Genomic DNA, 14,159 nt, shown 5'->3' with positions numbered 1-14,159 from the left:
TGACGAGATGTCCAATCGGGAGTCGGAATTGCCGCGATATTTCTTCAACACCCGGATCGGCGAGGAACTGATTCCGGATCCGGAGGGCGAGGAGCTGCGCGACGCCGACCACGCCTGGGAAGTGGCGCGTGCCACCATCCGCGAAATCGTCAAAACCGAGAGCGCGCAGCTCGACCTGATCCGCGCCAGCCTCGAAGTCACCGACGAGGAGGGCGACGTGCTGCTGGAATTCCCCTTCAGCGAAGCGATGCTCGATCTGCCGGCGTCACCGCGGAACCGGCATTGAGCGGCTGCTGAATTGGCGGTGGCGCGCCTGATCCTGCCACGCTATCACATCTGTCTCGCAACGGAGTGATCATGCAGGACATCTGGCGCCTTCCCGCGACTGAACTGGCCGATCTCGTCCGCAGCCGCCGCGTCTCGGCGCGCGAAGTGGCCGAGGCCGCGCTGCGCCGGCTCGATGCCGTCAATCCTGCGATCAACGCGGTGGTCGATCACAAGGCCGAGGACGCGCTGGCGCAGGCCGATGCGGTCGATGCCGCGCTCGCTAAGGGCGAGACGCCGGGCGTGCTGGCGGGCGTGCCGGTGACCGTGAAGGTCAATGTCGATCAGCAGGGCTTTGCCACCACCAACGGCGTGACGCTGCAGCGCGACTGGATCGCCAAGACCAACAATCCGGTGGTCGACAATCTGCGCAAAGCCGGCGCGGTGATCATCGGCCGGACCAATACGCCGGCGTTTTCCTATCGCTGGTTCACCGCCAACAAGCTGCACGGCGAGACCCTGAATCCGCGCGATTCCTCGATCACGCCGGGCGGCTCGTCCGGTGGTGCCGCCGCGGCGGTCGCGGCCGGCATCGGCGCGATCGCGCACGGCACCGATATCGCCGGCTCGGTGCGCTATCCCGCTTATGCCTGCGGCGTGCACGGGCTGCGGCCGACCCTCGGCCGCGTCGCGGCCTACAACGCCTCCTCGCCGGAGCGGACCATCTGCCCGCAGATCAGCGCCGTCTCTGGTCTACTGGCGCGGACCATCGCCGATGTGAGGCTCGGGCTGCAGGCGCTGGCGCAGCCGGATGCGCGCGATCCGTGGTGGGTGCCGGCGCCACTCGACGGCCCGCCGCGCGACAAGCGCGCCGCGCTGTGCATCGCGCCGGACGATCTTGCGGTGGTGCTGGAAGTGCGCAATGCGCTGAAAGACGCCGCGCGCCGGCTCGAAGCCGCCGGCTGGATCGTCGAGGAGATCGCCAGCACGCCACCGCTGCGCGAGGCTGCGGAGCTGCAGGCGCAGTTCTGGCTTGGCGACGGTTATCAGGCGATGCTGGACGCGGCCGAGCGCGAGGGCGACGAAGGCGCGCTGGCGTGTCTGCACGGCAATCGCGACAAGGCGATCGGCGACCTCGCCAGCTACTCGAAGCTGCTCACCCGCCGCGCCACGCTGACGCGCGACTGGCAGACCTTCTTCGAGACCTATGCGGTGCTGCTGATGCCGGTGTGCGGCGAGCTGCCGTTCCCGCAGCGCCTCGATTTGAAGGATGAAGGCTCGTTTAAGCGGGTGTGGGCGGCGCAGATGCCGCAGGTCGGCCTGCCGTTTATGGGCCTGCCCGGCCTCACCGTGTCGACCGGGATGGTCGGCCGCGTGCCGGTCGGCGTGCAGGTGGTATCGGGACGCTATCGTGAGGATCTGTGCCTGCTCGCGGGCGAAGCGATCGAGGCCGGCGGCGCGCCGCCGTCGCCGATTGATCCGATGGCTTGAGACGGAAGCGAGGGGACGATGGCGTCGATCTATGATTTCACCGCCACATCGCTGGCGGGCAAAGACGTCGCGCTGAAACAGTTCGAAGGAAAGGTGCTGCTGATCGTCAACACCGCGAGCGCCTGCGGCTTCACTCCACAATACAAGGGCCTCGAAGCGCTGCAGCAGAAATACGGCCCGCGCGGCTTTTCGGTGCTCGGCTTTCCGTGCAACCAGTTCGGCGCCCAGGAGCCCGGCGACGAAGCCCAGATTGCGCAGTTCTGTTCGACCAATTACGGCGTCAGCTTCCCGATGTTCGCCAAGATCGACGTCAATGGCGCCGGCGCGCATCCGCTGTACAAGTTTCTGAAGGACGAAAAGGGCGGCTTGCTCGGCTCGGCGATCAAATGGAATTTCACCAAGTTCCTGGTCGATCGGTCCGGGCGCGTGGTATCGCGGCATGCGCCGACCACCACGCCGGAGGCGCTTTCGAAAGAGATCGAGACCTTGCTATGACCGACACTCAGAACATTGAACTGCCCGATCGTCTGTCGATCGAGCCCTCCAGCCCTTACTACAACGCCGATCTGCTCGAGCTCGACGTCGGCGTCCGCTTCAAGGGGCAGGACAAGACCAACGTGATCGAATACTGCGTCAGCGAGGGCTGGATCCGCGTTGCCGCCGGCACCGCCAAGGATCGCTTCGGCAATCAGCTTGCGATCAAGGTCCACGGCCCGGTCGAGCCGTATATCCGCCCGCGCAGCTGAGCTTCGCGTCCCGGCAGGCGCTCCGCGCCCGGCCGGGCTTTTCTCGCCATCTCGCAGCAATGCCGCCCGCTGGTGCGCTCCCGCGCGCCGGCGTGCATTTTCACGTCCGGTTTGTGCTTGAACGTTAACGATGTGGAGCCGCGGATGGTCTCGCGCGAGAACACCGCCGCATAGATCTAGCGCGCGTCCGCGATGTCCTTTGGCGAGATCTGGTGTTGGCACAGCGCGAGCAGCTGATTCGCGCTGATTCGTCGGTGCTTTGTTCCGCCCGCGTTCCAAAGCTTAAGATCGAGCACGGCGAGTGTCGCATCCGGGGACAACGCCGGTGAGGCGGCACGCACGCACTCGGTGACGATCTTTGCAGCGCCGGCAAGCGACGTTCGCCGTACCCGCTCGGCCGCGCGTTAACGACTTTTGCCGCGATCATCGCGGTCGCGGGAACACGCGCGTGCAGGTGTTGTGCTGGATCGTCTCGGCGTCGCCGAGATCTAGTGAGCGCGCGACCGCGAGAGCTGATTCGCAGTGATTCGGGCTGGCTTCGTTCTGGCCGCGTTCGAAACGTTAAGGTCGTGCAGGCGCGGTGTCGCATTCGGGGACACGCGGTCCACCGTGATAGCTCACGCGTTGACGCGCACAGCATCCACGAGGAGGTCAGCGAAGGCAGATCGCACGGGCACGCGTATTAACCCATTCAGCCATGGTCGCGGCTTCGCGCGCCGGCTGCGTCAACAGGTGTTGTGCCGTCGCTGTGCCAGCTCGCACGAGATCTGGTGTGGAGTTCGTGTCGCGAGGTGATTCGCAGTGATTCGGGCCCGCTTCGTTCAGGCCGCGTTCCAAAGGTTAAGATCGGTCACGCGTCTTGTTACGCGCTGGCACAGCTTTGCGGGCTGTCGGCACCTTGGCGACGCGGGCTTGCGCTTCGGCGGCAAGGCGGCGGCGGAAGGCGCGGTCGCGCTTGAGATGCCACTCGCGGCTCATCGCGTCGCGGCGGCAGGTGAAACGTTCCGAATGGATCAGCACCCAGGCACGGCCGCGGGTCGAGCGCGCGCCGGTGCCGGCGTTGTGCTGGGAGAGGCGGCGGTCGAGATCGAGCGTCCAGCCGACATAGGTGAGATAGCGGCCGGCGCTGGCGCAGCCGAGCACATAGACGAAGCACTCTTCTTCGGCGGAAGCCTCCTGCATGGCGCGAACCTCGCACGGCTGGGCTGAGTCCGGCAATCCGCCGCGGGATGGAGCGGTTGACGGCCGGCGCGCCAGCGGCTTCGCTGCCACCTGACGCAAACGAAGGAGACGATGATGGCCGGCAAACCGATGATCGCGCTGGCGCTGCTGGCGCCGCTGCTGTGGAGCCCGGCCGCGACCGCCCAGGACGTACCGGGCATCGAGATCTGCACCGTGGAGAAAACCATGGAGCGGCGCACCAGTTGCCTGCAGAGCAATGTCGACTTCCTGCACAAGAGCCTCGACAAGGCGCGGCTCGATCAGCAGCAGAAGCTCGATGCGGCCCGCGCGCAGATCGCCGCGCTGAGTGCCGCGGTGGCAGCGCTGCAGAAGCAACTGGCCGAACTACAAGCCGCGCAGAAGCCGGCCAAGAGCGAGCCTGCGCCGGCCAGGGATGCGACGCCGTCCAAGGATGCAGTGCCGCCGAAGGACGCGACGCCGCCGAAGACCGACGCGAAGTAGTTCCGCGCTGTCTTCTCCGGCGTCTGCCGCTTGATGGAATTATCGCGCTTGCTTGGCAAGCCGCGACGACATGACTTACAACTCGTTCCCGAGACAATAAGCGCGGGGAGTCTCATCTCCCGCGCACAACAAACATCTCGGGAGAAAACCATGTCCAACGTCCGCGTTCTTGCCACCGATCTGGCGTTTCCCGAAGGCCCGGTGGTGATGCCGGACGGCTCGGTGGTGCTGGTCGAAATCCGCGCCCAGCAACTGACGCGGGTGTGGCCGGACGGCCGCAAGGAGGTGGTGGCGAAGATCCCGGGCGGGCCGAATGGCGCCGCGCTCGGCCCCGACGGCAAGATGTACATCTGCAACAATGGCGGCTTCGGCTGGTTCGCCTCGCGCGGAACGATGATGCCGGGCGCGCCGGAGCCGCACGAATATATCGGCGGCTCGATCCAGCGCGTCGATCTGCAGAGCGGGCAGGTCGAGACGCTGTTCGACAAATGCGGCGAGCACCCGCTGAAGGGGCCGAACGATCTGGTGTTCGACAAGCACGGCGGGCTTTGGTTCACCGATCTCGGCAAACGCCGCTCCCGCGACATGGACGTCGGCGCCGCCTACTACATCAAGCCCGGCATGACCGAGATCACCGAGCAGGTGTTCGGCACGCTGCCGCTGAACGGCATCGGCCTGTCGCCGGACGAAGCGACGATGTACGCGGCCGAAACGCCCACCGGCCGGTTGTGGGCGTTCGATCTGCACATCCCGGGCGAGGTGAAGCCGCGCGACGTGATCTATCGCGGCGAGAAGGGCAAGCCGATCTGCGGGCTCGGGGGCTATCAGATGTTCGATTCGCTCGCGGTTGAGGCCAGCGGCAATGTCTGCGTCGCCACGCTGGTGTCCGGCTGCATCTCGGTGATCGCGCCGGACGGCACGCTGGTCGAGCAGGTCCCGACCGGCGACCGCGTCACCACCAACATCGCGTTCGGCGGTCCCGACCTGAAGACCGCCTACATCACCCTGTCCGGACGGGGCGAACTGATCGTGATGGATTGGGCCCGGCCGGGACTGGCGCTGAATTTTCTCAACAAGTAGTGCCGATCAGGTCTTTCAACTCTCCTGACAACGCGCGACCGGGGCGCGCCCCTCGATCGGCGCATACGCGCATGTTCGTCGATGGCCGGGACAAGCCCGGCCATCGCGTATTATGGTTTCGGTTCCCGACACCCATGAGGAAGCAGCGCAGATGCCCTGGCTCGAACCCGTCACCCTGAGCGGCCCGCACGCGACTTTGGAGCCGCTGGAGCCGGCGCATTGCGACGGGCTGATCGAGGCGGTGAAGGACGGCGAATTGTGGAAGCTGTGGTACACGTTCGTGCCCGAGCCTGCGAAGATGGAAGCCGAGATCGCGCGGCGGCTGGCGCTGCAATCGCAGGGCGCGATGCTGCCGTGGGCGGTGAAGGACGCTGCCGGCAAGATCGCCGGCATGACCACGTATATGAACGTGGATGCCGGCAATCGCCGGGTCGAGATCGGTTCGACCTGGTACGCGTCTCGCGTGCAACGAACCGGACTCAACACGCAATGCAAGCTGCTCTTGCTGCAGCATGCCTTCGAGAAGCTCGACTGCATCGCGGTAGAGTTCCGCACACACTTTTTCAACCATCAGTCCCGGCGCGGGATCGAGCGGCTCGGTGCCAAGCAGGACGGCATCCTGCGCAATCACCAGATCGCGCCCAACGGCACGCTACGCGATACCGTGGTGTACTCGATCATCGCCGCCGAATGGCCGACCGTGAAGGCCCACCTCAGCTATCAGTTGTTCGAGAAGCCCGGCCGCTGAGCCGCCGGGCGTGAGTTCCCTTGATTTTGATCAAGATTCCGCTTGCTAATCGGCTGATCATCCAAAGAATAGCGCCCCCGATAGGCTCCGTTTGATCTGCGTCATTTTGCGGAGCCTTTGCCGACGCCATTCTAGTGCTATGCCGTTCTATCGATTTCATGTCCGCGATCCGATCAACCGCGTCGATGGCCCGGGCCACGACGGGGCGGCGCTGGCCGATGATATCGATGCGACGCTGTTTGCCGCCGGCGTGATCCAGCGGCTGGTCCAGGTGCATCCGTCGGTACCGCGGACCTGGTCGATCGAAATCATGCAGGACCAGCGCCGGGTCGGACTGCTGCCGTTCGACAAAGGCTGCCAGGTGATGCTGCGACCCGAATGGGTCTGCGACCAGCCGATCGGTGTGCTGGAAGGCTGGCGCTGAGTCTCGGGTTGGCGGCTCTCGTCATTGTTTCGTCAGCCCCGCGTCGTCGCGATGACGCGAGAGATGCACTTCTACGCCGCCGCAACGGGCAATTGATCCGGCCGGTACAGTGTATCGATCGTCACCGTGCCGCGGGCGCGGGAGACGCAGGCGCACATCTTGCCGCTGTCGTGCTTCTGATGGTCGCTGAAGAACACGTCGCGGTGGTCGATCTCGCCTTCGACGGCGGTGACGTCGACGGTGCAGACCCCGCATTCGCCGCGCTCGCAATCGGAGATGACCTCAAAGCCGGCGGCGTTCAGCGCGTCCAGCATCGAGCGGTCGCGCGGCACCACGATTTCGTTGCCGGTGGCGGCGATGCGGACGCAGAACTCGGTCGTCGGCAGCCGGCCGCTGGAGCCGAAGGTTTCGAAACACAGATCGCTCGCCGGGCGGCCTGCCCGATGCCAGGCGTGCCGCGCAGCTTCCAGCATCCGCAGCGGACCGCACAGCACCGCCACGGCGCCCTCTGGCAGAGCACGGAAGGTGGCGTCGAGATCGAGCCGGGCGCCTTCGTCGCCGGCGTGGAGCCGGAGCCGGTCGCCGAGCAGGCCGGTCAGCTCGTCGTGCAGCGTGGCGTCCGCTCGGGACTTGACCGCGTAGTGCATCGTCAGCTCAGTGCCACGGCGGGCGAGCGCCGCGGCGATGCCGAGCATCGGCGTGACGCCGATGCCGCCGGCGATCAGGCAATAGCTGCGGCGGCTCCAATCGATCTCGAACAGCGAGGTCGGATGGGTGATGTCGATCCGCTGCCCCGGCTTCAGCGCCCACATCGCTTGCGATCCGCCGCGACTGTCACCGGCGAGCCGCACCGCGATCCGCAACCGTCCATGATCCGGCGCGCCGACCAGTGAGTAGCTGCGCTTGTCGGGCCGGCCGTCGATCAGCACGGCGACGTTGATATGGCTACCGGGCGCGCAGGTGGTGACCGCCGTATCCGGTTCGAGCACGATTTCGCGGATCGACGGCGTCAGGTCGCGGGTCGAAACGACGGTGCTGCTGGTCCACTGTTCGGCGAAGCGCATCGCGGGCTCCTGTCGATGAGGGGGAAACTGACTATTTGTCGGCGGCCTGGGTCACCAGCGTCAGCGCCGGCAGCAGGTCGAGATGGGTGCGGCTCCTCAGCGCCAGCCGCAGGTTGCGCACCGCGAGCCGGGCGTGTTCGCGCATCACTGCTTCGGCGCGCGCGCCTTCGCGGTTCTCGATCGCGTCGATCACGGCGCGGTGGTGATCCTGTGCGATCAGCAGGATCTGGTGCGCCTCCGGCAGCGCCGACTGCGCCATCACGAAGGCGCTCGGCGAGGCGAACGGCAGGGCGGCGACGCGATCGATCTGGCGCATCACCGGCGCCGAGCCGCACAGCTCGTTGAGCAGCGCGTGAAACCGCGCGTTGAGCGCCACATAGGCCGAGAACGCGTCGACCGAGATCGGGTCCTGCCGCACCAGCTCGTCGATGTCGGAAAGGCACTGCTTCAGCGGCTCGAGCTGCCGGGCGCTGACGCCGCGCTCGGCGGCGAGCCGGGTGGCGAGGCCCTCCATGGTGCCGCGCAGTTCGATCGAGTCGAGGATGTCGCGCTCGGAGAAGGCTTTCACCATGAAGCCGCCGGACGGGATCGCCTGCAGCAGGCCTTCATCCTCCAGCCGCACCAGCGCCATCCGCACCGGGGTCCGCGATACCCCGGTGATGTCGACCGCCTGCAGTTCGGAGATCCGTTCGCCAGCGCGAAGCTGGCCGGACAGTACCATGTCGCGCAGCGCAAGCTGCGCGCGAACGGTCTGCGACATCGAGCGGTCCGCGGCCTTGTCGTTCATCGCTTACTCCGCCGCCTGGAGCTTCGGCGCGTTTTCCTGCGCCACCATGCGGTCGATCAGCTTGCGCGACCACATCGCACCGGCGTCGATGTTGAGATTGTAGAAAACCCGGTCGGGGTTCTCGAGCATCGCGCGCTGCTGGGCTTCGAGGATGATCTCGTCTTCGCGGAAGATGCCGGAGACGCCTTCGCGGATTTCGGTAGTGAGGCGCTGGTCGCCGAGCCGGTAATTGCGTACGAACGCCCAGAAGTAGTGACAGGTGGTGTCGGTCTCGGGCGTCATGGTGTTGAGCACGTAGCCGTTGACGCCCTGCGACCGATCGCCTTCCGGTGCGCCGGTGCCGGCCGGTGCCACGCCTACATCGATCGTCACGGTGCCCGGCGCTTCGAACCGGATGATCTGCCAGCGGTCGACCAGGCCGGGCTTGCCGAGCTGCGCGGCCCAGAACGGCGGCGGCTCGATGCCGTGCATCCAGCGCGTCACCGTGACGGTGCGGTCGCCATGGGTGACGTCGAACGGCGCCTCGGCCACCGCCTCGTTGCCGATCGAGGAGCCGTGCACGTAGGTCTCGTGGGTGAGGTCCATCAGATTGTCGACGACGAGACGCCAGTCGCATTTGGCGTGGATCGTCTTGCCGTCGCCGGCCCAGGCCGGATCGTCGTTCCAATGCATGTCGGGGACGAGCGCCGGATCGGCCAGCACCGGATCGCCCATCCACAGCCAGACGAAGCGATGCCGCTCGACCACCGGATAGGAGCGCACGCAGGCCGACGGATTGATCGTCTCCTGCGACGGCATGAAGGTGCAGCGACCCTGCGGATTGAACTTCAGCCCGTGATAGCCGCAGACGACGGTGTCGCCCTCGAGTCGGCCCTTCGACAGCGGCACCAGACGGTGCCAACAGGCGTCCTCCAGCGCGGCGACGCTGCCGTCTGCCTTTCGATACATCACGACATGCTTGCCGCAGATCGTGCGCGGAAACAGCGCGTGCTTGATGTCGGCGTCCCAAGCCGCCGCATACCAGGCGTTGAGCGGAAAGGCGGGCATCGTGGCCTCCCTGAGTGCTATTGTTGAGTTCACACTGTATACATGAATCCATAAGAATCGCCAGAATGAAACTGGATTGACCGATTCCTACGTCATTTTGGTATACCGAATGCTGATCGATTTCACCGACGGGAAAATACTGACTAGATAGTTCTCTGTTTGTTCTTGTAGTCTGCCTCTGGGGAGGTGGGGCATGAACGAGCTGGTCAAACGATCCGACGCCGAACTGCTGCAGGCCTGGCTCGACAACGTCCGCAACCGCGCCGCGATCGAGCATGTCGGCGCGCTCAATCGGCGCATGGAAGACCAAGTGCGGATCGAGCGTGAGCTGTCCGGACGCGCCAGCGGCCTCGATCGGCTGCGCGCGTTGCTGTCGGATCCCGATCCAGAGGTTGTCCTGAGCGTGGAGCAGGCGCTGCGTAGATTGGAGGCGGCCGCGGTCGAGGCCGAGGTCCGCGGGCACTCGGCGGCCCCGCCCGGCTCGGCCGACGGCGGCGCGCCAAATGATCACCCGATGTTCCGGCTGGCGCGTCAGCCGCCGCCGCCGGCCATGGACGTCGCCGACATCGCGAAGCGGCTGATCGCAGCGGTGCCGCTGGAAGCGGCGGCGCTGCTGCGCCAGCTTCGTCCTGCGATCGGGCTGTGGCCGCAAGCGGCGCGCGCCGACGCGCGGATCGACGGCTCACGCCTCGGCGGCATGCCCTGCGCGCCGCCGGGCTGGCAATGGCCGGTCGCCGCGACTGAGCCGATGTTGTTCATCGGCCAGATCAACTGCGCCGACCTGCGCGGGCTGCCGGGAGTGGAGGCATTGCCGTCGCAAGGTCTGCTGTCGTGCTTCGGTGACCACGATACGGTGATGGGGTGTCTGTTAACCGGGGAGGGCGGCGCGCTGTATTATTGGCCCGAAACCGACCATCTGGTGCCGGCCGAACCACCGCTGGAAATGCTCACGGTGTTCCCGCGCGCAGAGCTGCTGTTCCGGCCGATGTGGGATCTGCCGGACCCGGACAGCAGCGTGATCACCGCGATCCTGCCGGACAGGTCGAGTCAGACGATCTACAAGAGCTTCCATCGCGAGATGCGGCAGTACGGCCTTCCCGCCGAGATCGACTACCCGTGCAATTGCAGCAAGCTGCTGGGCTGGCCGGATCTGCTGCAGGGCGAGAGCTTCGAGTTCACGCTAGATCAGCCGTGCGATCAGTATCGATTGCTGCTGCAGCTCGACAGCTACACCAATGGCAGTGAAGCCGCCGGCTGGGGGCCGGGCGGTTACCTGTACTACTTCTTGACCAAGCATGACCTCGCCGAGCGCCGGTTCGAGGCGGCGGAGCTGGCAATCCAGTTCATGTGAGGCTTGGCCCATGCCGGTGACCTGCGGGGAGCAATGCATTGCGCAGAACACCTCGTCATTCGGGGTCGCGCTACGCGCGCGCCCGAATGACGAGGAGAGGGGCTTTAAACCTCTCGCCGGCTCAAAAACGCCAGCCGCTCGAACAGGTGAACGTCCTGTTCGTTCTTCAGCAGCGCGCCGTGCAGCGGCGGGATCAGCTTGCGCGGGTCACGCTCGCGGAGCTGCTCCGGGCTCATCTCTTCGTTGAGCAGCAGCTTCAGCCAGTCGAGCAGTTCGGAGGTCGACGGCTTCTTCTTCAGGCCTGGCACGTCGCGTACTTCGAAGAAGATCTTCAGCGCTTCTTCGACCAGGCGCTGTTTGATGCCGGGGAAGTGGACATCCACGATCGCCTGCATGGTGTCGGCGTCGGGGAACTTGATGTAGTGGAAGAAGCAGCGGCGCAGGAACGCGTCCGGCAGCTCCTTCTCGTTGTTCGAGGTGATCACCACGATCGGCCGCTTCTCGGCACGGATCGTCTCGCCGGTCTCGTAGACGTGGAATTCCATCCGGTCGAGTTCGAGCAACAGGTCGTTCGGAAACTCGATGTCGGCCTTGTCGATCTCGTCGATCAGCAATACCGGTCGCCCTTCGTGGGTGAAGGCTTCCCACAGCTTGCCGCGCTTGATGTAGTTCTTGATGTCGGAGACGCGCGGATCGCCGAGCTGGCTGTCGCGCAGGCGTGACACCGCGTCGTATTCGTACAGGCCCTGCTGCGCCTTGGTGGTCGATTTGATGTGCCAGGTCAGCAGCGGCGCGTTCAGCGCCTTGGCGACTTCCTCCGCCAGCACCGTCTTGCCGGTGCCCGGCTCGCCCTTCACCAGGAGCGGCCGTTCGAGCACGATCGCCGCATTGACGGCGACCTTGAGGTCGTCGGTCGCCACATAGTCCTTGGTGCCGGTGAACTTCATGCGTTTCAGCCTCGTCTGATCCGGCGCGCGCGCCGTTGTTGTTGTTGTTGTTGATTGGTGTTGGTTGGAGGAGAGGGGGCGGCCGCAGGGCGCGACCGCGAGAACGAGCAGCGTCGGTATCAGGCTCTGCGGATCATCGCCAGCAGCACCAGCACGATCACGGCGCCGATTGCGGAATTGATGATCGCGCGGAAAATTCCGACCCCGAGATTGACGCCGAGGAACGGCAGCAGCCAGCCCGCAACCACGGCGCCGACGATGCCGATCACGACATTGCCGACCAGTCCGAATCCGCCGCCGCGAACGATCAGCCCGGCGAGCCAGCCGGCGACCGCGCCGACCAGAAGCCAGACCAGAATGGAATCGATCCCCATTGCGCTCCTCGCGTTTGTTCCGATGCCGCAGGTCGTGAGCCCGGCGGCAGGCGCGACTTTAGCGCGCATCCCGCGGGTCAGGCTACCGATTTTGCAGGCTCCGGCAAGTCGTGGGGGGCCCGGCAACTCGCGGGGTGCGCGTGCTGATCGCAGGATGATGTGCTTCGACGCGAGATCGGCCGCGCAGCTATGAGGCCGTGTCGGCGGAGGCGGATTCCTGCTCCGGTTGCAGCGGCGCGGCATCGGCGACGAAAGCAGCCGCCGTGGCGGCGACGCAACAGTCGCGGCCGCGACGCTTGGCTTCGTACAGTGCGATGTCGGCGTCGCGCAGCAGCAGCGCGGAATCGAACGGCGCGGTGCCGCAGGCGAAGCCGATGCTGACGGTCAGGCATCCGTGCGCCGAGGCCGGATTCCGCACCGCGAGCCCGCGCACCGACGCTCGCAGACTGTCGGCGAAACTCATCGTGGCGGCAGTGTCCGCGCTGGGCAGCACGATTGTGAACTCCTCGCCGCCATAGCGCGCGGCGAAACCGTGCATCCCGGTCACCAGGCTGCTGAACAGATTGCCGAGCTGCCGCAGCGCGTCGTCGCCGCCCTGGTGGCCGAAATGATCGTTGAAGCCCTTGAAGTCGTCGACATCGATCATCAGCACCGCCATCGTCGTGGCGGAGGCGGCGGTGCGATCGATGAAGCCGTCGAGCGACCGGCGGTTGGGCAGGCCGGTGAGGCCATCGGTTCGCGCCAATTCCGCCAGGCGGGCATTGAGCGCCTTGACCTCCTGCTCCATCGCCTTGCGCTTTGTGATGTCGCGCAGTGTGCCGACGACACAGTCGGTCGGCCCATCCTCGCCTCTGGCGTAGGCAAAGTTCGCTTCGAGCCAGATCAGATCGCCTTCGGCGCGCCGCATCCGAAACTCGGCGCACAATCCCGCCGGCGATTCCCGCAGCCGCGCACCCACCGCCAGCACGGCCGGTACGTCATCGGCATGCACCAGCTCGGTCCATGAGCGGCCGACCAGTTGATCCGGGGGCAGAGCGAGCACGGTTTCGACCGACATCGAGACGAACCGCATGATGCCGCCGGGGTCTGTCACGACGATCACGTCACCCATATTGGCGTCGATCAGCCGGTAGTGGGCGTCGCGCTCGCGCAGCAGGTTCTGGACCTCCTGGCGGCTGCGCAACTGCGCTGCCAGACCCGCTGCCAGCAGCACCACGCAAGCGAGCATCGCCGTGGCGACCGCCGCGTCCGACGCCACGGCGTCGCGCCAACGCTCCAGCACCGAATCCTCTGTACGCGCCACCGTCACAACCAGCGGATAGCGATCGAGCCGTCGGTATGCCAAGTATTTCGTGAGGCCGTCGAACGGTGAAACGGTCAGGTAATAACCGTCAGGGGTGTCGCGCAGCGGGCTCTGGAACAGCGCCACCTCCGACATGTCGCGGCCGCTCTGGAGCGACGGCCATTGAATCAGCAGCCGGCCGTCGCTGCGGAGCAGCCCGATGCTGCCGCCGACGCCGAGATCGATCGTTTTGTAGAACGAACTGAAATAGTCGCTGGCGATGGTCGCGACGACGACGCCGGCAAAACGTCCGTTCGAGGTTTCGAGCCGGCGGCTGACGACGAAAACCTCTTGCCCCGAGGTGCGCGACTGGATCGGGCCGGTGATCAGCAGCTTGTGTTCGGCGTGGTCCTGGTGATGACGGAAGTAGCTGCGGTCGGCGTTGTTCAGCAGCGGCAGCGGGCTGGCCGATGCGTAGGCGACTGCGCCACCGGCGTCGATGATCGCAACGTCGGAAAGCTGCGGCAGGTTGTCGGCGAGCGCGTGCAGCCGCTGGTTGAAGGCTTCCCCCGGATCCGGCCGCCACTTCAGGAACGACACGATATCGTCGAGCACGACGTCGGCGCCCTGAAAAGTGTGAGTTGCGTGCTCGGCGAGCGAATGCGCCAAATTCCGTATCTCGGTCTCACTCTGCGCCAGCGCGATCTTGCGCGAGTCGTAGCCCTTCCACACCACCAGCCCGAGCACGCAGGCGGCGAGCGCCGCCACGAACATCGCGACGACCAGCGTCGCGGTGGAAACGCGGCCGATCCAGCTTCGGGACGGGGGAAGGCGAGGGGACATCGACAGGCCATTCGTGAGGCGCCTGTGC

16 protein-coding genes are annotated in these 14,159 nt (G+C 66.0%); 9 read left to right on the top strand and 7 right to left on the bottom strand.

The window, feature by feature from the left end:
• Window positions 1-28: 28 nt before the first annotated feature.
• From FLL57_RS13630 to FLL57_RS13615, 4 genes are all read left to right on the top strand, one after another.
• On the top strand, window positions 29-286 hold the full coding sequence (locus FLL57_RS13630; RefSeq protein ID WP_041807742.1) for a DUF6894 family protein: 258 nt from the start codon (window positions 29-31) through the stop codon (window positions 284-286).
• A gap of 71 nt (window positions 287-357) precedes the next feature.
• A complete protein-coding gene (locus tag FLL57_RS13625) occupies window positions 358-1,755 on the top strand; it encodes an amidase family protein (protein WP_013501485.1) in 1,398 nt (465 codons plus the stop codon).
• 18 nt (window positions 1,756-1,773) lie between these two features.
• Window positions 1,774-2,250, top strand: coding sequence for a glutathione peroxidase (locus FLL57_RS13620; RefSeq protein ID WP_013501486.1), 477 nt, complete (start codon window positions 1,774-1,776; stop codon window positions 2,248-2,250).
• Entirely contained in the window at window positions 2,247-2,501 is a 255-nt protein-coding gene (locus tag FLL57_RS13615; protein WP_012497047.1) for a DUF3297 family protein, read from the top strand. The genes FLL57_RS13620 and FLL57_RS13615 overlap by 4 nt, the downstream gene beginning before the upstream one ends.
• A gap of 840 nt (window positions 2,502-3,341) precedes the next feature.
• On the opposite strand, the gene FLL57_RS13610 is transcribed toward FLL57_RS13615, so the two are convergent.
• Window positions 3,342-3,683 carry a GIY-YIG nuclease family protein gene (locus FLL57_RS13610; protein ID WP_013501487.1) on the bottom strand — a complete coding sequence of 114 codons (342 nt, stop codon included), beginning with the start codon at window positions 3,681-3,683 and terminating at the stop codon, window positions 3,342-3,344.
• Window positions 3,684-3,797: 114 nt separating this feature from the next.
• On the opposite strand from FLL57_RS13610, the gene FLL57_RS13605 reads away from it, so the two are divergent.
• The 4 genes from FLL57_RS13605 (at window position 3,798) to FLL57_RS13590 (ending at window position 6,436) form a co-directional block, all read left to right on the top strand.
• Window positions 3,798-4,184, top strand: coding sequence for a hypothetical protein (locus FLL57_RS13605; RefSeq protein ID WP_013501488.1), 387 nt, complete (start codon window positions 3,798-3,800; stop codon window positions 4,182-4,184).
• Window positions 4,185-4,334: 150 nt separating this feature from the next.
• Complete coding sequence (locus FLL57_RS13600; RefSeq protein WP_013501489.1) at window positions 4,335-5,264, top strand: SMP-30/gluconolactonase/LRE family protein; 930 nt, start codon at window positions 4,335-4,337, stop codon at window positions 5,262-5,264.
• A gap of 151 nt (window positions 5,265-5,415) precedes the next feature.
• A complete protein-coding gene (locus tag FLL57_RS13595; protein WP_013501490.1) occupies window positions 5,416-6,012 on the top strand; it encodes a GNAT family N-acetyltransferase in 597 nt (198 codons plus the stop codon).
• 139 nt (window positions 6,013-6,151) lie between these two features.
• Complete coding sequence (locus FLL57_RS13590; RefSeq protein WP_013501491.1) at window positions 6,152-6,436, top strand: hypothetical protein; 285 nt, start codon at window positions 6,152-6,154, stop codon at window positions 6,434-6,436.
• Window positions 6,437-6,507: 71 nt separating this feature from the next.
• On the opposite strand, the gene FLL57_RS13585 is transcribed toward FLL57_RS13590, so the two are convergent.
• From FLL57_RS13585 to FLL57_RS13575, 3 genes are read right to left on the bottom strand one after another with little or no spacing between them, the layout of a single operon-like run.
• Complete coding sequence (locus FLL57_RS13585) at window positions 6,508-7,500, bottom strand: PDR/VanB family oxidoreductase (protein WP_013501492.1); 993 nt, start codon at window positions 7,498-7,500, stop codon at window positions 6,508-6,510.
• A gap of 31 nt (window positions 7,501-7,531) precedes the next feature.
• Window positions 7,532-8,287 (bottom strand): GntR family transcriptional regulator, encoded by a 756-nt coding sequence (locus tag FLL57_RS13580; protein ID WP_142883151.1) that lies wholly within the window; start codon window positions 8,285-8,287, stop codon window positions 7,532-7,534.
• A gap of 3 nt (window positions 8,288-8,290) precedes the next feature.
• Complete coding sequence (locus FLL57_RS13575; protein ID WP_013501494.1) at window positions 8,291-9,334, bottom strand: aromatic ring-hydroxylating dioxygenase subunit alpha; 1,044 nt, start codon at window positions 9,332-9,334, stop codon at window positions 8,291-8,293.
• Between the two features lie 193 nt (window positions 9,335-9,527).
• On the opposite strand from FLL57_RS13575, the gene FLL57_RS13570 reads away from it, so the two are divergent.
• Complete coding sequence (locus tag FLL57_RS13570) at window positions 9,528-10,685, top strand: DUF1963 domain-containing protein (protein WP_142883150.1); 1,158 nt, start codon at window positions 9,528-9,530, stop codon at window positions 10,683-10,685.
• 104 nt (window positions 10,686-10,789) lie between these two features.
• Here FLL57_RS13570 and FLL57_RS13565 read toward each other — a convergent pair whose 3' ends face one another.
• The 3 genes from FLL57_RS13565 to FLL57_RS13555 all read right to left on the bottom strand — a co-directional run bounded on the left by FLL57_RS13565 (window position 10,790) and on the right by FLL57_RS13555 (window position 14,131).
• Complete coding sequence (locus FLL57_RS13565) at window positions 10,790-11,632, bottom strand: AAA family ATPase (protein WP_013501496.1); 843 nt, start codon at window positions 11,630-11,632, stop codon at window positions 10,790-10,792.
• 119 nt (window positions 11,633-11,751) lie between these two features.
• The gene (locus FLL57_RS13560; RefSeq protein ID WP_013501497.1) at window positions 11,752-12,006 is read right to left on the bottom strand and encodes a GlsB/YeaQ/YmgE family stress response membrane protein; all 255 of its coding nucleotides are present in this window, start codon (window positions 12,004-12,006) and stop codon (window positions 11,752-11,754) included.
• A 187-nt stretch (window positions 12,007-12,193) separates the two neighbouring features.
• Window positions 12,194-14,131 carry a sensor domain-containing diguanylate cyclase gene (locus tag FLL57_RS13555; RefSeq protein ID WP_142883149.1) on the bottom strand — a complete coding sequence of 646 codons (1,938 nt, stop codon included), beginning with the start codon at window positions 14,129-14,131 and terminating at the stop codon, window positions 12,194-12,196.
• Between the last annotated feature and the right edge of the window lie 28 nt (window positions 14,132-14,159).

This window comes from Rhodopseudomonas palustris, assembly GCF_007005445.1.
GTDB classification, from domain to species: Bacteria; Pseudomonadota; Alphaproteobacteria; order Rhizobiales; family Xanthobacteraceae; genus Rhodopseudomonas; species Rhodopseudomonas palustris_G.
The sequence above is the reverse complement of the archived record's forward strand: the minus strand, read 5'-3'. Positions and strand labels throughout refer to the sequence as shown.